General features: G+C 54.4%; 19 protein-coding genes. All 19 read right to left on the bottom strand.

Annotation, left to right across the window (positions count from 1 at the left end; translation table 11 throughout):
- The coding region (locus RRY12_11255; protein MEG2185247.1) for a hypothetical protein at nt 1-990 on the bottom strand (990 nt) is incomplete at its 3' end.
- 182 nt (nt 991-1172) lie between these two features.
- Nucleotides 1173-2240: a glycosyltransferase gene (locus tag RRY12_11250; protein ID MEG2185246.1), complete on the bottom strand. Its 1068-nt coding sequence runs from the start codon at nt 2238-2240 to the stop codon at nt 1173-1175.
- Nucleotides 2241-2290: 50 nt separating this feature from the next.
- On the bottom strand, nt 2291-3466 hold the full coding sequence (locus RRY12_11245; protein MEG2185245.1) for a type II secretion system F family protein: 1176 nt from the start codon (nt 3464-3466) through the stop codon (nt 2291-2293).
- Between the two features lie 3 nt (nt 3467-3469).
- The gene (locus RRY12_11240; GenBank protein MEG2185244.1) at nt 3470-4966 is read right to left on the bottom strand and encodes a GspE/PulE family protein; all 1497 of its coding nucleotides are present in this window, start codon (nt 4964-4966) and stop codon (nt 3470-3472) included.
- A gap of 2 nt (nt 4967-4968) precedes the next feature.
- A complete protein-coding gene (gene gspD / locus RRY12_11235) occupies nt 4969-7038 on the bottom strand; it encodes a type II secretion system secretin GspD (GenBank protein MEG2185243.1) in 2070 nt (689 codons plus the stop codon).
- Nucleotides 7039-7079: 41 nt separating this feature from the next.
- Nucleotides 7080-7604 carry a prepilin-type N-terminal cleavage/methylation domain-containing protein gene (locus tag RRY12_11230; GenBank protein MEG2185242.1) on the bottom strand — a complete coding sequence of 175 codons (525 nt, stop codon included), beginning with the start codon at nt 7602-7604 and terminating at the stop codon, nt 7080-7082.
- Between the two features lie 6 nt (nt 7605-7610).
- Complete coding sequence (gene gspC, locus RRY12_11225; GenBank protein ID MEG2185241.1) at nt 7611-8603, bottom strand: type II secretion system protein GspC; 993 nt, start codon at nt 8601-8603, stop codon at nt 7611-7613.
- Nucleotides 8600-9193: a type II secretion system protein GspN gene (gene gspN / locus RRY12_11220; GenBank protein MEG2185240.1), complete on the bottom strand. Its 594-nt coding sequence runs from the start codon at nt 9191-9193 to the stop codon at nt 8600-8602. The genes gspC and gspN overlap by 4 nt, the downstream gene beginning before the upstream one ends.
- A complete protein-coding gene (gene gspM, locus RRY12_11215; protein ID MEG2185239.1) occupies nt 9190-9660 on the bottom strand; it encodes a type II secretion system protein GspM in 471 nt (156 codons plus the stop codon). Before gspM ends, gspN begins: the two co-directional genes overlap by 4 nt.
- Nucleotides 9661-10788, bottom strand: a complete 1128-nt coding sequence (gene gspL, locus RRY12_11210) for a type II secretion system protein GspL (GenBank protein ID MEG2185238.1) — start codon at nt 10786-10788, stop codon at nt 9661-9663.
- A 107-nt stretch (nt 10789-10895) separates the two neighbouring features.
- Nucleotides 10896-11807 carry a type II secretion system protein GspK gene (locus RRY12_11205; protein ID MEG2185237.1) on the bottom strand — a complete coding sequence of 304 codons (912 nt, stop codon included), beginning with the start codon at nt 11805-11807 and terminating at the stop codon, nt 10896-10898.
- On the bottom strand, nt 11791-12459 hold the full coding sequence (locus RRY12_11200) for a type II secretion system protein (protein ID MEG2185236.1): 669 nt from the start codon (nt 12457-12459) through the stop codon (nt 11791-11793). Before RRY12_11200 ends, RRY12_11205 begins: the two co-directional genes overlap by 17 nt.
- Entirely contained in the window at nt 12460-14298 is a 1839-nt protein-coding gene (locus RRY12_11195; protein ID MEG2185235.1) for an O-antigen ligase family protein, read from the bottom strand.
- A 32-nt stretch (nt 14299-14330) separates the two neighbouring features.
- Nucleotides 14331-15686: a replicative DNA helicase gene (dnaB, locus tag RRY12_11190; GenBank protein MEG2185234.1), complete on the bottom strand. Its 1356-nt coding sequence runs from the start codon at nt 15684-15686 to the stop codon at nt 14331-14333.
- Nucleotides 15687-15688: 2 nt separating this feature from the next.
- A complete protein-coding gene (gene rplI, locus RRY12_11185; GenBank protein ID MEG2185233.1) occupies nt 15689-16135 on the bottom strand; it encodes a 50S ribosomal protein L9 in 447 nt (148 codons plus the stop codon).
- 2 nt (nt 16136-16137) lie between these two features.
- Nucleotides 16138-17094, bottom strand: a complete 957-nt coding sequence (locus RRY12_11180; protein MEG2185232.1) for a DUF2232 domain-containing protein — start codon at nt 17092-17094, stop codon at nt 16138-16140.
- A 231-nt stretch (nt 17095-17325) separates the two neighbouring features.
- A complete protein-coding gene (gene rpsR, locus RRY12_11175) occupies nt 17326-17565 on the bottom strand; it encodes a 30S ribosomal protein S18 (GenBank protein MEG2185231.1) in 240 nt (79 codons plus the stop codon).
- Nucleotides 17566-17584: 19 nt separating this feature from the next.
- Nucleotides 17585-18139, bottom strand: a complete 555-nt coding sequence (ssb, locus tag RRY12_11170) for a single-stranded DNA-binding protein (protein ID MEG2185230.1) — start codon at nt 18137-18139, stop codon at nt 17585-17587.
- A gap of 2 nt (nt 18140-18141) precedes the next feature.
- Nucleotides 18142-18426, bottom strand: coding sequence for a 30S ribosomal protein S6 (rpsF, locus tag RRY12_11165; GenBank protein MEG2185229.1), 285 nt, complete (start codon nt 18424-18426; stop codon nt 18142-18144).
- Nucleotides 18427-18753: the final 327 nt, after the last annotated feature.

Raw genomic sequence — 18753 nt, 5'->3', positions numbered from 1 at the left:
CTGCGACTTTTCACCAAGGATTTTATCCAAGACCTCTTTTACCTGCTGATAGTCATCAGCTGCTCCGTCTGCATCATTTATACATACTATTTTTGATTCCTGTTGTGACAAACATTCCAGTATTGCCGGCGTATCAAATTTTATATCAAAGTACGCTCTGTCCTTACGGAGTGGGGCCGGTGAAAATGTCCCCGAGGCGAGCTGCCAATACTTAAAAAGACATTGATCCAGATCCTCTTTGGTACGGAATCTTCTTGTATTGGCTTCGTTAAGTTCGTTTTCATAAACTTTCCATACTTTTTCAAACGTTGATTTAAGAAACGGCTGCGCGGAATGATGGTTTTTAAAACCTGGAAATTTAGAAGAAGGAATGAGCCACCAAGGATGTATGAACTGTCTGAGTCCATATTTAAGACTCAGCCATTTCATGGGGTTTCTCAGTATGGTGAGGTTTTTATTGAATATTTTATTAATGAGATCGACGTCATTTGCAAGGCAACAGAGATACGAACTATCTTCATCGCGTTTAATTTTCGTCAGGATGGCGGCGTCGCAAGGAAGATCTTCCTTAAAGAAAAATGACTCTGATACTGGCGCTATCACGTACATATCATCGTTAAAATAAACAAATTTGTCGGCTAATCCTTCGATTCTAAAAATATTATTTTCAATCGGATTTGCGTTAAACAGAGGTAGGTACTTCTGATCAATAAAATCGCAATGTTTTACAAAGTGCAGTTTAGGGTGGTCTAGGTTCAACCATTTAGGGATTTGACCGTTAGTTACAAAGTGCACCTTACGCACCCACGGGGTAAATTTTTCCACCCCGCGGAACCAATATTGAAGCATGCCGTGTTCTTCATAACGAATCTGCCCTATGGAATCATTGTCCGTCATCGTCGCTTCATGTTTATATTCTATGAATTCTTTCTTCCATTGTTCATCTGAGTCATCAACCCATAGGACAACAAAATCTATTGCATCGACCATAACAACACCCCAATAATAATTGTGATTTGCTTATATTTGATTTGAATCCTCTACAGTGTATCATCGTTCTAAATATAGCTTGGTGCTTTCGGTGGTAAAAGACGACGAATGCAATAGTATCAAATACGTTGTTCTCGTATTAAGTATAACCACGAAAAGATATTGAACCTTTTTCTAAGAGGTCATCGTCTCTCGTTTATAAGATCGTTATAAATATGGAGTGTTTGTTTCGCTATAACAGAGACATCAAAATCGCACGCGCGTTCTATGGCAGAATCGGATAGCCGCTTTCTGAGCAGCTTGTCAGTGGAGATTAGCAACATGGCATCTGAAATTTCTGACACACAACCCTTAGAGACTAAAATTCCACTATTTCCTATTATCTCCTCCGGGCCGTCTCCGGCGGAGGCCACGGAGGCGCAGCCGCAGGCCATCGCTTCTAGGAGCGATAGGCCAAAGGCCTCCCTCCAGCGCGATGGGAGCACAAATATATCCGAAGCCCAGAGCCATGGCCGGATATCTTGAGCGTAACCAGGCATTATAACTCTGTCTTCTATAGCAAGATTTTTTATCAAGGCTTCGTAATTTGTCTGCTCTTCGCCGGCCCCTGCAAGAACTAAATGCGAGCGCCCATGGTATCGTTTTGAAAAATCACAAAAAGATTCAATGAGCCAGTCAAAACCTTTTTCCGCCACAAAACGCCCGGCGGAACATACGACAATATCTTCCGGCGCGGCTCCTATACGGGCGCGATATTCCTCTCTTCCTTTTATATCGGGGAGATATATGGCAGTATCGATGCCGTTGTATAGGACCTCGGTCTTATCGGCGGGAAACCCCAGCGCGATAATGTGCTCTCTTACTGATGCGGAACAGCAGAGCAGCCTTGAGCAGTTCTTAAAATATTTCACTTTGGAATATTTTTCAAGCGTGGAGGCGACGGGGATGTTTTTATGGCTGCCCCAAAAGCCGCCGACTTTCGCCGCGGCAGAGAGCCTCGTATGTATTAGGTCGGGCTTTACTTCGTCCAAAATTTTGGAAAAGCCAATGTCGGCCGCCGGAGCCCACGGAACATGCATATCGTATCTTATTACGTCAAGGCCGTTCTCTTCCAGCAGTTTTCCCAGAGTGCCTCCGCTTTTACACACGATATGATTTTCAGCGCCGTTTTTTTTCAAAGCAAGCAAAAGCTGCGCCCAGGGTTCTCCCCAGCTCAGTCGGTTTTCGTCCACATAATGCAGGATTTTCATTTGGTGCGGCCCCCGCATGACTTAAGATTTTTATATTGCGCTCGTTCGGCCTATTTCGCCGCGAGCGACGATAGGTCGAATATCGGCAGGAGCACCGCTATTACGACGAAGCCTACGAGTGCTCCCATCACTAATATTATCATAGGTTCGGCGAGCGTGGCCCATTTCTGCATGGAGCCCTGAGCGTATTCCCAGCAGCTGTCGCCCAGCCGCGAGGCGGATTCCGCCAGATTGCCGCCGGTCTCCCCCACTCTTATTATGGTGACGACCTCTTCAGGGAACGATCCTTCTTTTTCGAGCGCCTGCGAAAAACGGTAGCCTTGACGTATCTCGTTTGCCACCGCAAAGAGCCGGCCCTTTACGGGATCAAGAGGCTCTGTCAGTTTCAGCGCCTGCACCAGCGGGATGCCGGTGCGAAGCAGCGTGCCCACCTGGCTGAAGATCAGCGCAAAATTTAAGTTTTCCCTGACGTCGCGAAACATCGGGAGATTTATTTTTTTATTATTGCGGCGCATGTAAAAAACCGCAAGCGCAACAAGCGAAATAAACGGTATAAAGCCGGCCTTCACGGCGTTTGAAATAAATATGAGAAGCTTTGTGATGAAGGGAAGTTCCGCGCCGGACTCAACTACGAGCGCGGTAAGCCGCGGCACGACGAAGCTGAGCAGAAAGACGACGACGCAGAGGCCAACCGCCAGCATCAAAAGCGGGTAGGTGAGCGACGACTGTATCTTGCGGCGCAGCGATATTTCGTTGCGGATCAGTTCCGCCGCGCGCTCCAGTATCGCGCTCAGCGACGCCGATTTTTCACCGGACTCCACCATTCCGATGAGGCTTGGGCGAAAGACGCCGAGCGCCGCCATGGAGCCGGCAAGCGAGCGGCCTCCCTCTACGGATTCACGAAGCTCCGTGTAAACCGGACGCAGCCTTTTGTCGCGCGTCTGTTTTTGCAGAAGCCGCAGCACCTCCGTCAGGGAGAGGCCGCTGCGCATGAATGAACAGAGCGTCGTGCAGTACAGATGCTGCTCTTCTAAAGAAAGCGGCCTTTTTTTTGCCGCGCCTCCAAACGAAAATCTTATTCCCAGCGGCTTTTCTTCTTTGACGCTGATGATAACATAATTTTGCGCGGTGAGGTCGCGAAGCAGATCGTTTTCGCTGGCCGCTTCGCTGTGGAGCTGTTTTTTTTCTCCCTTTTGGTTGTAGACCTCTGCTTTGTAGAGCGGCACCGGCTACACCTCTCCTACTACGCGGAGCATCTCTTCCGGCGTCGTCTCTCCGTTTTTGACGGAAAGCAGTCCAAGTTCAAGCAGCGTAGAAAAGCCGCCCTTTCGCGCGAGGTTCTTTAGTTCGTGCATCGGCGCGCCCTGCGCTACGGCCTCCTGGATGTCGGGAGTGACGTCAAACTGTTCGTAAAGCCCGAAACGCCCCTTGTAACCGGAGCCGCCGCAAAGTTCGCAGCCTTCGCCGCGCCACGCGCGTTCGATGCCGTTTTTAAGGACGACGCCGCTTGTTGGAATCTCCTTTTTGCAGTGCGGGCATATCCTGCGCACAAGGCGCTGGGCTACGACGCCCAGCAGCGAGCCGGAGATAAGATATGGCTCGACGCCCATGTCGGCAAGACGCGTCACTGCGCTTATAGAATCGTTCGTGTGGAGCGTTGAAAAGACGAGATGTCCGGTAAGCGACGCCTGGATGCCGATATGCGCCGTGTCAAAGTCGCGCATTTCACCGATCATGATTATATCTGGGTCCTGTCGCAGTATGGAGCGCAACGTGGTTGAGAAGGTGAGCCCCGCTTTTTCGTTCACCTGCACCTGTCCAACTCCGGGCAGGTCGTATTCTATCGGGTCTTCAACTGTGATGACGTTCACCTGCGGGCGCGCGAGCGCCTGCAGTATCGCGTAAAGGCTGGTGCTCTTTCCGGAGCCGGTCGGCCCCGTGAAAAGTATCATGCCGTTGGGCCGGCGGATAAGTTCCTCAAGGCGTTCGCGTTCGTACGCTTTCATGCCGAGGTCCTCAAGCGTCAGAAGCCCGCGCGCCTTGTCAAGCAGTCGCATGACGAGCCGTTCTCCGTGCTGCGTCGGAAGCGAGCTGACGCGGATGTCAACGAGCCTGTCGCCTAAGCTTATCCCTATACGGCCGTCCTGCGGCACAAACCTTTCGGCTATGTCCATGTTCGCCATTACCTTTATGCGGCTGGTGACGGGGGCCTGATGGCCCTTTGAGAGCGAATATCTGTCGGAGAGCACGCCGTCTATGCGGTAGCGCACAACGACGCGGTCTTCGTACGGCTCGACGTGTATGTCCGTCGCGCGTTCGCGCAGCGATTCCATGAGTATTCCGTTTACGAGGCGCACGACCGGCGCGTCTACTGTGTCGCTCATGACCTCCTGACGCGCAAGCTCTGAAAGGTCGTCTACCTCTTCGATGGCGTTGAGCGTATCCTGCCCCACGCCGCTTTTTATATCGTAGAGGCTGCGAACGAGGCTTTGTATCTCAGCGGGCGGCACTAGGACCGTACGCGCGCTTGCGCCCATCGAAGCGGCAAGCACCTGTGCTTCGACGAGGCAAGAGAGATCCGCCACCGCGAAGGTGACGCTTTTTTCGTCCCGCTCTATAGGAACAAAGCCCTTATCGCGCAGGGTGTCGAGGCTCACCCCGCGCGGTATGAGTTCAAGGACGTTCTCCGGCGTTATATCCATCTCTTTTAACGAGAGCTGGCGCATTTTTACTTTGCGCCGCCGTCCGGCTGCCGCGTTCCGTTCTGTTTGGCGGCGCCATCCTGCTGCTTGACGTCGCCGGATGCGGGCTCATCCACCGGCACCTGGTTATGCGGGTCAAACATTTGTTTGGTGATGCCTTCTTTTTTGATTGATTTTTTATAGTCCTCGTCGTTGCGTTTGAGCAGAGTGCGCTCAGCTTCGCTCAGAGCCTGGCCGTCTGCGATGATTTCGCTTGTTATCTTCGAAGCGTGCTGCGGCGTCTCCAGTATGTACGGCGTGAGGAATATCATGAGGTCTATTTTTTCGCGCTGTTTTTCGTTCGACTTAAAGAGATTGCCGACCACCGGAATGTAGGAGAGCAGCGGCACACGGTTGCGGAGCGATTTCTCGGCCTCTTTGATGAGGCCTCCTATGACGACCGTCTCGCCGTTCGCCACAAGCACCGTCGTCTTGACCTCGCGCTTTGAGGTTATTGGCGTCACGGAGTTCGTCGTGGTAAGCAGGTCTTCGATGCGCTGCTCTATTTCAAGCGCGACTAAGTTTCCGCTTCTGATGTGCGGCGTCACCGTGAGTATCAGCCCTACGTCCTTGTATTCGTAGCTGTTCGTGACAGAGTTTGTGTTCGTCTGGTTTGTGAGGCTGCCTTTTAGCTGTGGGATGACCTGGCCGACCTGCAAAGAGCTTTTGAGGTTGTCCGTGCACATGAGGCGAGGCATTGAGAGCACGTTTATCGCGTCAAATTTGTTGAGCAGCTTGACATAAGCGTAGGCAAGGCCCGCGCCTATGGTTTCCGTTGTAGTTACAGCATTGCCGTTTGCGTCGTAATTTATCTTTTCCTGCGTTATCAAGCTCTGGTACAGCGTCTGAATGTCCGCCGGCACTCCGGTGGTCCCAAGCTGGACGTTGCCAGCGAGCACCGTGCTGCCGAAGAGGTCTCCGCCCCAGGCCGCCCAGTCGATGCCGGCGCTGTTTAATTTGTTGAGGTTGACTTCAGCTATGAGGCCGCGCAGCAGCACCTGTTTCGGCTGCGTGTCGAGCTGGCGCAGCACATCTTTCAATGAGTTGTATTGTTCCTGGGAGGCTGTGAAGACGAGGCTGTTTGTCGGAAGGTCGGGCACGACGGTGGAGGGCATGGCGCCCTTCGGGTCGGGCGAGAGTTTAGCTGCGACGGCGAGTATCTGCGAGAGCTGCTCCGCCACGGTCTTCGCGTCGGCATTCTTCAGTTTATATACGTGGAAGTTTTCCGTGCGCGATGGAACGTCCATCTGTTGCATGAGACGCTGCGATTCGCGCAGGTTTTGGCTGCTTCCGATAAGGATTATCATGCTTGTGCGGTCGTCCGAGACGGCTATCATGCCGGCCAGCTTCGAGGAGGCGTCCTTCGCCATCGCGTTGAACTGCGCCTCGAGTATCGAGGCCTTCGCGTATTTCAGCGTGTAGACCTTTATCGCGCGGATGCTGTCCGGGGCGTCGAGCGCGCGGATGACGCTTGCGGCGCGGTTGAGAAGGGAGGCCTTTCCAACTAGCAGCACGGAGCTTCCGTTGCCGATCGGCGAGACCTGTATCTGAGGAATGGCGGTCTTAAGAGGAGAGACGACGTAGCCCGCCTTGACGTAGCTCAGAGGCACGAGCTGCACCATGAGGCTCTCGCCCGGCGCTACGCTTTGGTCGCCCTTGACGACCATGTCTGTCGCGGCGCCAGCGCCAAGCGGTATGACCTTTGCGTACCCGTCCATGTCCTGAATGGTGAGGTTGTTCATTTCAAGCACGGAGAGCATCACCTGCCGCGCCTCTTTGAGCGTCACCGCCTTGGGCGATACGACTGAGACCTTCCCTGACACGCCTGGGTTGACGAGGATGTTTTCGCCAAGCAGCTCGGACATGAACCTGATGAACTTCGCAAGCTCAAGGTCCTTGAAGTTGAGCTGCACACGCCCGTCGGCGCGCATCTCCTTCGCCGCCTTGATGAGGTTCTGCTCTTCCATATCCGGCTCCGCCGCGCAAACTGTACAGACGGAAACGGAGATGACGGCGGCTGTCAATAATATATAAAAAAAGCCTCTTTTCACACGCATCGCTACCACTCCTGTTTTGCTGATTATTTTTATAAGATAAGTCAGTTTTGACTTTGTTTTTGATTAGTTCTGCCGTTCTTTGCGGCGCCGTCGTCCTTTGCGCCTTCGTTTTGGCGTTTGTCTCCCGATACGGCGGCTTCGCTTGCTGCCGCCTCGCCCACCTCTTTTGCCTCCTCCTGCTCCTTTGAGGGCATATACAGAGTTATCTTGCTCTCTTTGTTGTTCTTCACGGTCAACTCGCGCCATTTCAGATTTTTAGGCTTTTCCTGCGCTTCGCCGCTTGCTGCGCCGAAGTTGAGCCGTCCGAAATCTTCGCCGAACATCTCCGTCTCTTTGTCCGACGTCTCCCACACAAGGTCTTTGCTTGTACCGGAATCGGAGAGCTCTTTGACCGTCACCAGCGCCTCGATCTCCGAGGCCGTATCAAGCAACGCCTCTTTTTCCTTCACTGCAGAGAGCGTGTTCTGCGCCATGACGACCAGCTTTATCGCCGCCGTGGTTGAGAGGGCGAGCACCGCCACCGCAACCATTACCTCTATCAACGTAAACGCCGGACTTCTTTTCAACGGCGCTTATTTCACCTGATATTTTAATTCAAGCGGCTTGTCCCCGCGCTTCACCTTGACGTCAAAGCGCGTGCCGGCCATCAGGGAGTTGACCGCGTTCGCTGCGTCCGCCATATTAGATATATTGACGCCGTTTATTGCCTGTATGACGTCGCCCTGAGCTACGCCGACTCGCGCAAAGACGCTGTCAGGCGCTATGCGTTCAAGTTTCATGCCGGAGCCGTCCTCCGCCGGAGTCATTCGCATTTTGCCAAGCTCGTCATACGGGTTCATCAAAAGCGCATCTACCAGCTCGCGCGGCACAGCTCCCTCTTTGCCGTCGGCGGCGGCGACTACGCCTGATAAATCAAGCTTCGGCTTTGCTCCCCCCGACGGAGCGCTTGGGGCGGGCGCGGAGAACGGAGCCGGCGAGCCGCCTGAGAGGAATAAATAAATCGACTGGCGTTTTTCTCCAAGCGCCAGCACCGCTTCGCCGTATTTTATCTCGGCCAGCTTGTAGCCGCCTATCTCCTGCCCTTTGAGCACGAGCGAGGTGGCGCCGTCCGCGCCGGTTATCCAAGCGCCAACGTTTGGCAGCGTGCCCTGCAGCGTCAAAGAATCTATTGCGGCGGCCGCGGTCGGGGCCTCCTCCTGCTTCGGCTTGTCCGCGCCGAAGGGATTGACCGATGTGAAGTCGCTTAGTCCGCCCGCGCTCTTTGCGTTCGCAAACGACGGAGCGCGCGTTCCGGCGCTGCGCGCCGTTTCCATATCAGCGGAAAGCGAAAGACGCATCAGCGCGCCGCTCACCGCAAGGCAGAGGCATAACCCCGCGATGAGGCCGCAGACGGTAAGCATCGGCAGGAACATTCCAGAGGAGCCGACCTCTTCGTTTGCGTTCTTTCCGCAAAAGGGCGACGAAAGCGACGACGCGGCTGACAACAGGCGGCGTCCGCCCGCGTTTGCGCGCACGGCGCTTTTAACGCGCGCGATGTGTGGTTTTATATTGGAGAATAGTTTCATCTTTCGATCCTCCATTCGCCGTCTTTTATGCGCGTAAGCGGGAGCATTCCCGTCATGCCCACCATGTTCAGCATTCGGTCAAGTTCCTGCGGCACTTTGAGCAGCACTTTGGCGCGCGTCATCTTGGAGGTGGCGCGCGATATTTCAACAAAGCCGGATATTGAAGTTTTCCCGGTAAAGGCGATATTCTGGATGATTATTGATTCAGCGGTGACGGAGATGTCGGCGGCGCCGCTGTTCCACTCCATCGCCTGACGAGTCACGGGGATGATGCTGCCTTTGCCTGTCGATATGGAACAGCTCTTCGTGGCGGAAAAGACAGACGAAATAATGTTCGGCGTCACGGTAAGCTCCCTCGTGGTGACGCGAAAGACGGGAAAGTCCGCCTTGAGTCCGCCGTAGGTAAAGCTTTTTGAGAATATGCCCGACGTCTCGGAGGAGGCCGCCGTGGCGTAGATGCCGTTTTCCGCAGCGACGCGCGCGCCCGCCGCAAAAACAAAGGAGGCAAGCGTGTCCCACGGGAAGAAGAGCAAGAGAGCGGCAAGCAGTCCAGCTACAACCGCCAGTATCTTTTTTATAACGCCCCTCATTTCGTCTCACCCTCCAATGTCAGGGAGACGTTGAGCAGACGTCCGTCCGCCGGGCCTTCCATCGCGCGTATTTCGGCCGTCTTTACCAGGAGGCCGTTTCTTTGCATCTCTTCGGAGAGCTTTGAAAACTCTTCGGGGTAGAGGCGGTTTATTTGTACCAAAAGCCCGGCGGGAGACGAGGCCAGCTGCGTCACCTTAGGCCTCAGCGCAAGTTTGTCGAGGATCTCTGAGACGGCGGAGAGCGGTTCGCGCCCCGCAGCGCCCTCCAGCTTCGGATACGAGCGTATGGTGACGGCGCCGGAAAGGACGCGCTCCGCCTCCGACAGACGCTCCGCGTTTTTTGAAAGCGACGAGAGCGCCAGGATAAAAAGCAGCAGCGCGGCGCACCAAAGGCCCGCCGTTACGAAAAAGAGCCGTTTGAGCCTTCCGGCTTCAGGCATTCCGTTCAGTTCTTCAAATGAGATCATCTATCTGCCGCCTTCCGTAAGGTACAGTGTGAAGCGCAGCACAGAGCCAGGGATCTGCTGCACGTCGCCGAGCTTGACGACAAATCCGTTTTTTGAAAGCTCCGCGCGAAGTTTTTCTATCGTTTCCGTCTTAGCGGTGCGGCCCTCAAGCTCCGTCCGTTCGCGGCCGTACCTTATGGCGTCCAGCTCTGCGTCGGAACCAGCGGGCATCCCCTTCCAAGCGGAGGCAATGTTGGCCAGCACGTCGTTGAAGGCAAGCTGCACGCCGCCTGCATTTAACAGTTTTAGTTTTTTTGTTATGGAAGATATGGGGCTGCGGCTCTCCTCGCCCATGGCAAGCGCGTATACGGCGCAGGGCGCGGCCTCGAAGGAGGCGCTTGTGAGGCCGTTTTGGACAAGCAGCGCGGCAGATAAGATAAAGAAAACGACGGCCGCGGCCGCGGCAAGTTTAAGCGCGCGAAACGAGGCGGCGAAAAATTTTTCATACTGCTCCGCAAGCGACGCGCCGACGTTTGAAAAATCCAGATGGGCAAGCGCGGGAGAGGCCGCGAAACTTTTTTCGGCGGCGTTTGCAAGAGCATCGCCCGACAGGTCGCGCGCGTCGTAAAGCCTCACGCTTTCGGCCTCTATCGAGCCGCCAACCGCCTGCGCGTAGCTGCGCGCAAACTGTACCAGTTCCTCCGAGCCGCCCTCGTCCTCCGACATGTATTTATAAAGACGCGGCGCGTAATCCTCAAGCCACAACGCGGCCGCGCCGCCCTCGTCTCGCCATATCAGCAGCCCCGTGCCGCCGACCTCTGAGGCGAAGGCGACGGGCGCCGGCAAAAAGGCCGCCTCTTTGCCAAGCATCTCTTCAAAGGCCGCTATTTCGTCTTTCGCGGCAAACCATACGGAGCCTTTGGTGAGGTTTGAGCGCTGCTCCGTCACCTGAGGCAAAAGCGAGAGCTTCGACTCCTCCGCGCCAAGCAGAGGACGGAAGGTGAGCGAAATTGCGCTGCGTAAATTTACCTTGCGTCCAAACGGGAAAGAAAACGGATAGACGGCGATGGTGCGAAAGGGCAGAAAATAGGCGGCGACGTCGCCCGAAAGCAGCGCGCGCGGCTCGCTTGCGAGCGTGCGAAAAACCATCCGGCCGCTCTTTGGTCTGCCCGCCTGCTGCGGAGGTTTTGCGAAGCCTTTTAATTTATCTCTAAGACGGCTGATGTTTGCCAGTTTCAGTCATTCCTCTCTGCGTATTATTCTTCCCAGTTCAGCACACGGCAACCGCCGCCTGCGCGTTCCAGCGTTATTTTATAGTTTCGCGCGCGCCCCGAAGCCTCTTTCACCGACATGCGGACGAGAAAACAGGTGCTCTCGTAGCCCACGACGTTCGCAAGCTTTGTGACCAGAGCCGGCGGAAAGCCGGGCACCCTTTTCAGGTCGTCGCCGCTTTTTAACGGACTCAGTATCCTGTAGGCGGCGATGCTCTTTGCGTGGGAGAGCGTAAGCCCCTCGTCCAGCTTTTCTATCATTTCTGGCGGCGCGACGTTTATATTTATTTTCTGCCCACCGTAGGCCCGCAGATAGCGGTCAAGGCCTACCGGCTTTTTTTTCGTTCCCCAGAGGACGGCGTCTTCCATCTCAGGCAGCCCCTTCAACTCATAAATATCGGAGACGGGCCTGTTGATGCTTCCCTCGCGTTCTGCGCCGCCAAGCTTCTGCTTTTCGTCTTTATCCATGAAGTCTATGACGGCGGCCGCAAGCTCCGGACGCCCCAGCTCGTCCCAGATTTTAGTCCAGGCCGTTTCGTATTCCTTTCGGATCGTCACTCCGTCTGGAAGCAACAGTGCGTTTACCGATATTTTATCATCTAACGGCGTTATTTTGGCGGTAACTTCGTAATCTCCTATCTTTATTTTCGTCTCCTGTCCCGGCGCGTAGAGCGGCTCCGTCAGGCTGTCGTATTTATTTTTGTCGTCTGCTATCCTGCGGCCTACATCATAGACAGCTATCTCCGCCACGCCTCGGCACTTTAAAATATTTTCGCGCGCGGCGACCCGTTTCGCCTCGGTGCTTGCAAACCACGCAAAGCCGGTGGCCGCCGTAATGAGCAGCATCGTAGAAAGCAGCACCGAAACGAGGATGAATCCGCTACTTCGCGCGCGCATTCGGAAACCTCTCTATGCGGGTGTAGAGGCCGTCTTTCGCGGCCACTTCGATTTTGAGCATCTTTGGGATATCCCCGTCGCATTCCTGCACCCACTTATCCTCGTTGCGCACGTAAAAATTTATACCCTGAACGTCCGCTAACAGAAGGCGTCCCTCTTTGGGGTCGAGCTTGTCCGTCTCGACGTCCATCGGCGTCTTCGGCTTTTCGCCGCCCGCAAGCACGGCGTCGCCGGAGGCCGTCACCTGCGACGGGACGTTTACAAGCACCCAGCGGTAGAGGCCCGGCGCCGCATTGTTGAAGGCGTCTTTCTGCACGACGCGGTAGACGACGACGCCTACGTTCTTTCCCTCGTACTTCGGAGCCGCGCTCCACAGAACGAGCCTGTCGTCGCCAGCAGAGCCAAAGCCGCTTTTATGTATTATCTTAAAAACTGAAAAGGAAGAATTTGGGATTATACGACGCGCGTCGGAAAAGATCCTGTCCACCGCGGCGGCGGCGTTGTGCCGCGCGCCCCAGCTTTTCTGCGCCTCTTCCATTGAGCGCACCGTGAAGACTATCGGCGCAAGCGCCGCTGAGGCGATTATGCCGATAAGCCCCACGACAAGCATTATCTCAATGAGAGTAAAGCCGCGGGCGCACCCTTTTGGCATTTATTTTTTCGGCTCGGAGGCCGGAGCCGCACCCGGAGCTACGCTGTATGACGAAGGCTTCAGGTACTGCACAAGCTCCGAAAGAAGAGCCTGGTTTCCCGTGCGCTGCGCCAAATTTATCAGCTCCATAAGCTGTTTTGCCTGCGGCCGCGTGCGGAAGCTCCTGTAAAGCTGCGTGATGCCGGCCGCGAAATCCTCCGGCTTCTTTGTGACGTTTGCCACGGCAAGCAGATGATAGGCCAGCTGCTCTCCGGCTTCGTCGGACTCCATGAAGCTTGTTGCGGCGCTGTCGATGCGCCGGCGCTGCAACGAGGCGCTGTTGGTCCTCGTGGCGGCGCGAAGCTCTTTATCGGCGCGGCAGCCGGAATATAAAAAGACAAGCCCCATCGCTGCCACCACCGCAAGAAAAACGCCAAGCAGTCTGTAGACGACGCCGTGGCGTATCTGAGTACATTTAAAACTCTCAGGCAGCAGTTGACGGTTCGAGAGCGCAAAGGCAAGCGAGAGCCAGATGACATTCTCAATGCGGTGGAACGGGCGGCTGAAAATAGCGTCAAACCATATAAGAAAGACGAAACAGCTTCCCCACATAGCCGAATACGATAGATCCTTTTTTTGCCGCAGAGCGCGTATGAAGCTCCATATCCACCAAACGGCCGCGCCAAGCAGCACAAGAGAGCCGAACAGTCCGAACTCAGCCATCCATTGCAGATATTCGTTGTGCGCCCAGTAGGTGAACTGCCATTTCATCTCAGGGTGGTTTACGAACGCAGCGCGCTGTCCCTCCAAGTAGTGCCACTTATAATGGCCGAGGCCTACGCCCGCTATCGGGTGTTTTTCTATTACGTTCCAGCTCGTTATCCATATCTCGCGCCGCGCACCGACATTCGCGCCGTTCATGAACATGTCCGCCGTCTTGTTTAAAAAGGCATAGGCGCGGCTCCAGCCGAAATAGCCGGTCGCAATGTTGAGCACGAGCATAAAAATCACAACAAGCGAGGCAAGCCCCACCTGCCGCAGAAGCCGGCGCGGCTTGCAGTGCCAGATGATGAGCGAAAGTATTATCGTCCCAGTCATAAGGGAGAGCACGCCAGCGCGCGTCGTTGAGTTCCAAAGTCCCCACGAAACGAAGGCAAGCATAAAAAGGTTAGCGTATTTTAATTTTACATACTCAGGCTTTTCCTCCGACAGACGCGCGTAGGCCAAGTGCAGGAATATGCCGTTCATTGCCGCCATCGCCATCCAAAGGCCGAACATCTCCTGCTGGCCGGTGTTGCCGATGTAATTGCCCGGCACGTTCATAATGAGCGGGAAGATGCCGTTCATATCGCGTATGAGGAGCTCCGCGAAGATTATGTTTATCGCGGCGTTTATGTTTGCCAGCCACAAGAGAGAGCGCAGAGCCTTCTCGGAGGAGAAGAGGTTGTAGCAGAATATATAGGCGGCAAAAAGCGTCGCGAAGAAGAACCATTCCTTCATATAGGTGGAGTGCGAGAAAATATTTGCCCACAACGGCTGCATCGAGACAAAGGCAAGCAGCGCAAGCCACACCCAGCCGAATACGTCAAGCCGAAAGTTCGTGCGTTCCGCCCCTGCCGCGGCGAGGATGCCGCCTCCGATGAGCGAAATGAGCGCCACAGGGACCATCGTCCACGCCCATTTCATTATATGCAGAGTGTCAAACCAGCCTACACCGGAATAGATGAGGTTCGGCAGCGCGAGGGATATGAATATGAGCGGATAAAATATCCACAGCGGCACCAGAGGGACGCCGCCGCCCGCAAAGAGCCCTTCAAAATTTTTCTGTTTTACTCTTTTATCTTTGCCGGATATTTTCACCTGCTGCACCTCTATCCTAGTCTTTCTTAAAATCAGTAGCTGCGGCTTCCGTAGCCGTTTTCAAATTTCGCAAATTCTCTGAAGAAGATGAGGTCGACCTTGCCGGTGGGGCCGTTTCTGTTCTTTGCGATGATCACTTCGGCCGTCGCGTCCTGCGAATCGTTTTCCTGCGCGTAGTAGGCCTCGCGGTAGAGGAAGATGACCATGTCGGCGTCCTGCTCTATAGCGCCGCTTTCTCGAAGGTCCGAGAGCTGCGGACGTTTTTTGTCGCGCTTTTCAACGTCGCGTGAAAGCTGCGACAGCGCGAGCACCGGCACTTTGAACTCGCGCGCGATGCTTTTTAACGTTCGCGATATTTCGGAGACCTCCTGCGTGCGGTTGTCGGTCCTGCGCGCGACATTCATAAGCTGGAGATAGTCTATCACGATAAGCCCCTTGCCCTCGCCGTGCTTCGCAAAGAACCTGCGGCAGCGGCCGCGCAGCTCCATCGTGTTGAGAGGCGAGCTGTCGTCGATATATATCGGGCTCTGCTCGATATTTGCCGCGGCCTTTTTCAGTGCCTCCCACTCCTGGTTCTTCTGGCGCTTCGTCTCAAAGAGCTGCTTCAGATTTACCTTGGCCTCGGCGGAGAGCATTCGCTGCACTATCTGCTCAGCGGACATTTCAAGGCTGAAGATGAGCACAGGGATCTTTTCCTGCATCGCCGCGTACTGCGCAATATTTATCGCAAAGGCCGTCTTTCCCATCGAGGGGCGCGCGGCCAGTATATAAAGCCCGCCGGGCTGGAGGCCCGCGGACATGCTGTCGAAATCTTTGAAACCCGAGGGCACGCCGGTAATGGCAAGGCCGCCCGCCAGCCGTTTTTCAATATCGGACATGGCGGAGACCAGCACCTCGCGCGTAGAACGGATATTCGTCGTCCTGCCGGTGCGCGCTATCTCAAAGACGCGCTGCTCCGCCGTCTCAAGCGCCTCGTTCACCTCGATCTCGTCGCTGAAACCGAGCTTCGAGATGTCGCTCCCGACGACGATGAGCGAGCGGTGTATAGACTTGTCGCGGACGATGCCGATGTGGTATTCGATGTTTGCGGTGGTCGTCACCGATTCCATGAGGGAGGCGATGAACGATATGCCGCCAAGACGTTCCTCAAGGCTCTGCTTTTTTATTTCGTCGCGGAAGGTGACTGAGTCCACGGCGACGCTGCGCGCCTGCATCCCCGCCATGACGTCAAAGGCTGCGCGGTGGCGCGGGTCGTAAAAATCTTCCGACGAAAGCCCCTCCATAACGGCGACGAGCGCGTCGCCGTCAATGAGGCACGAGCCAAGGACAGAACGCTCCGCTTCAAGGTTGAAGGGCGGTATCCTGTCCATGGCGCTTGTGTTATCCAACTTTATTCGCTCTCCACCTTGAGCGTCATCTCGGCCTCTATGCCGGGATAGAGCTTTATTTTAAAAGAGAACGAGCCGACCTGCTTGATAGAGTCGTCGAGCTTTATATCTTTTTTGTCGATGGGTGCGCCGTACTGCGCGGCGATCGCCTCAGCCACCTGCGCCGACGTGACGCTGCCAAAGAGCTTGCCGCCCTCGCCCGCGCTCACCTTCACAGAGGCCACCTTGCCGCCGAGCTTTTTCTTAAGCTCCTCAGCCGCCTTCTGTTTTTTATCGTCCTTCACCTTCTGCGTCTTCTTGTGCTCCTCGTACTCGCGGATCCTGCCGGGAGTAGCTTCATCGGCCAGCCCGCGTCCCACGAGAAAATTACGTCCGTAGCCGTCGGAGACGTCAAGCAGTTCACCCGCTTTGCCGATTTTTGCAACGTCTTTTTTTAAAATTACCTTCATTCTTATTTCCTCCTTAATTTGATGCGTTTTCTTAAGTCATACCAGATGTCAAAAATGCCGATCATTGAAAGTATATACGAGACTGGCGCAAAGAGGGCGCATACCAAAACAAGTGTAGTCTTCACGGCCTTCGGAGCCCGGCGCGCCGTCATAAAATACCACAAAAGTGAAAGCCCCTCAATGAGAAAGACTCCGCGCAGCACCTCCATCAAGTTGACGGAGAGCATTCTGTAAAGATATTCGTCGGGAAAGGCCTTTGAGGCCATATCAAGAACAAGCGCGGCAAGCAGCGCCCAGAAGATGTTCTTCGGAAAGCGCCAGTAGCCGAAGGGCGGCAGCGACGGCAGCTTGAAACCGCCGGCTCGCTTGAAGTAAAGCCGCGTCAGCGCGTAGGCCGTGATGCTGTCTATCGCGGCGAAAAGTATCAGCATAGAAGGCATCATCAAAGTGACTGTGCTCACCATAGCCTCCGCGTATTCCTTGATCGTCTGCTGAGAGACCGCTACGCCGCCGCGCGTGAGCACATGCGACATCGAGCCGAGCAGTTCCGTGGCGGACTCCGGCGTGATGAGAAACGGATTGACGCCCACCGCGCGGCTGAAGACGGCCATCAGGAATATTTTAACGAGCAGAGAGACCGCGATCGCCGCAAGCATATAATCGACGCCGCTTTTTATCTTTATGACCAGCACGCCCATCAGAAGCCCAAGCAGCCCGAACTCACAGGTGTACATGAAGGCGGAAACAGGCCCCATCGTCATATAGACAAGCCCCGTCCCGCAAAGCGCGCCGAGCGAGCCTGTCCTGCTGCCCATCTTGCATGTAAGGATCATCATCGGGACCGGTGCGGCGAGTATTATAACTGGCGAAAGGAATGCTATTTCTATTCCGGCCGTAAACAACAGCACGCTGAGCAATATCCAGAAAAACCATTCGAGTAAAATTTTGCCTTTCATCATTACCTCCGCTGAACGCTTTTGCATAAAAAAGAAAGAGAGCAAAAGACTCTCTTATGTATTATAACAGTTGTGAAGAGTATCGGAAACAACGAGAAACAACAATGACCGTCCGCAAAAGAGCCTCTGACGAAAGTCAGAGGCTCTTTTGCTTGATATCTAAAAACATAGAGCGCGTCCGTCATGCGCGCGGCCCAAAAATGAAGCCGCGACCGCCTGCTGCGGCGCTTAAGTTTAATCTGATGTGAAGGGCAGCAGCGCGATGAGCCTTGCGCGCTTGATGGCGCGGGTAAGCTGACGCTGATGCTTTGCACATGTACCCGTCACGCGGCGCGGGATTATCTTGCTGCGCTCTGTGATGTACTTCTTAAGTTTGTCTATTTCTTTATAATCCACGTGTTCTACTTTATCAACGCAGAAATGACATACCTTCGGCCTGCGCTTGCGGCGCTTGCGATTGAATGCGTTTTCCATTTACTCCACCTCTTTCATGCTAGAACGGTATCTCTACATCTCCTGATCCGCCTGCCGGCGCGTCGGGGCCGCCAAGCTCCGAAAAGTCAAGCGGAAAATCATCTGCAAAGCCGGATTCGCCCCGTAAGCTGCCCATATCGGGAGCCGACATGCCGTCCGACTGCGGCGCATGGCCGTAGCCCTGCTGTCCGCCGAAACTCTGCTGATAATCTCCGCCGGCTTCGTCGCCTCTGCGCGGCGAGCCAAGGAGAACTATGTTATCTGCCACGACCTCTGTCACCCATTTGTGCTGACCGGTTTTGACATCGTCGTAATCCCTTGTGCTTATTCTGCCTTCAACAAGAACCTGAGTGCCTTTTTTTACATAGCGCTCAATCAGGTCGGCCGTGAAACTCCACGCCGTCACGGGAACGAAATCCGTATGGCTCTGAAGCTCGCCCGTGGCTTTGTTCTTCCACTGCCGTCCGGTGCACACCGTAAAGCGGGCGACCTTTTGTTTGCTGGGCGTATAGCGCACGTCGGGATCTCTTGCGAGCCTGCCCATGATAATAACTTTGTTAAAATCTCTGGACATGGTTATTTCTCCTCAAGATTGACGACCATCTGGCGCACAATGTTCGGCTTTAAGCTAAGGAGACGTTCCATTTCCTTAACCTGCGCGGGGTCGAGCTTAAACGTGTAGAGAGTATAGAAACCCTCCAGCTGTTTGTCGATGGGATAGGCAAAACGCTTCTTGCCCCAGAGATCAATTTTTTCGACCTCTGCCCCCAAACCGCGCGCGATCTCGGCTGTCTCTTCAGATACTGTCTTATGATCTTCGATGTCAGCCTTAAATATTACTACCATTTCGTATGACCGCACGTACTTCACCTCCTCCCTTTGGACTCTGGCCTCTTCTTTTCGAAGAGACAGGGAAACACAATTAATTATTCTACTTTATAATCCCAAAGAAAGCAAGCACCGCTTATGGCGCTCTTATATATTATATTACGTCTCCTGCATTTAACGAAATTCTTTAGCTTGCACATAGACAAACCATTAGCTAGCGTGCTCCGTGTAAATGCAACATATTATTTAACTGGCACACCGTTTTAGCCATGGGTGCACAAGCACATACGTACCTGAATTTTTCATTTACAAAAATGTATACACAACCCGTCTGATTTATTCCATAAATGCCATGTTTTT

Origin of the sequence: Cloacibacillus sp., assembly GCA_036655895.1 — a bacterium.
Lineage (GTDB): Bacteria > Synergistota > Synergistia > Synergistales > Synergistaceae > JAVVPF01.
Note: the sequence above shows the minus strand (reverse complement) of the source record. Positions and strands in the feature narration are given on the sequence as shown.

Excerpts from the sequence above, each read along its gene's own strand:
- RRY12_11205 (MEG2185237.1), bottom strand. The coding sequence starts at position 11,807 with ATGCGCGCGCGAAGTAGCGGATTCATCCTCGTTTCGGTGCTGCTTTCT.
- RRY12_11240 (MEG2185244.1), bottom strand. The coding sequence starts at position 4,966 with ATGCGCCAGCTCTCGTTAAAAGAGATGGATATAACGCCGGAGAACGTC.
- RRY12_11180 (MEG2185232.1), bottom strand. The coding sequence starts at position 17,094 with ATGATGAAAGGCAAAATTTTACTCGAATGGTTTTTCTGGATATTGCTC.
- gspM (MEG2185239.1), bottom strand. The coding sequence starts at position 9,660 with ATGATCTCATTTGAAGAACTGAACGGAATGCCTGAAGCCGGAAGGCTC.
- RRY12_11250 (MEG2185246.1), bottom strand. The coding sequence starts at position 2,240 with ATGAAAATCCTGCATTATGTGGACGAAAACCGACTGAGCTGGGGAGAA.
- gspC (MEG2185241.1), bottom strand. The coding sequence starts at position 8,603 with ATGAAACTATTCTCCAATATAAAACCACACATCGCGCGCGTTAAAAGC.
- ssb (MEG2185230.1), bottom strand. The coding sequence starts at position 18,139 with ATGTCCAGAGATTTTAACAAAGTTATTATCATGGGCAGGCTCGCAAGA.
- rplI (MEG2185233.1), bottom strand. The coding sequence starts at position 16,135 with ATGAAGGTAATTTTAAAAAAAGACGTTGCAAAAATCGGCAAAGCGGGT.
- gspN (MEG2185240.1), bottom strand. The coding sequence starts at position 9,193 with ATGAGGGGCGTTATAAAAAAGATACTGGCGGTTGTAGCTGGACTGCTT.
- rpsR (MEG2185231.1), bottom strand. The coding sequence starts at position 17,565 with ATGGAAAACGCATTCAATCGCAAGCGCCGCAAGCGCAGGCCGAAGGTA.
- gspL (MEG2185238.1), bottom strand. The coding sequence starts at position 10,788 with ATGGTTTTTCGCACGCTCGCAAGCGAGCCGCGCGCGCTGCTTTCGGGC.
- RRY12_11200 (MEG2185236.1), bottom strand. The coding sequence starts at position 12,459 with ATGCCAAAAGGGTGCGCCCGCGGCTTTACTCTCATTGAGATAATGCTT.
- gspD (MEG2185243.1), bottom strand. The coding sequence starts at position 7,038 with ATGCGTGTGAAAAGAGGCTTTTTTTATATATTATTGACAGCCGCCGTC.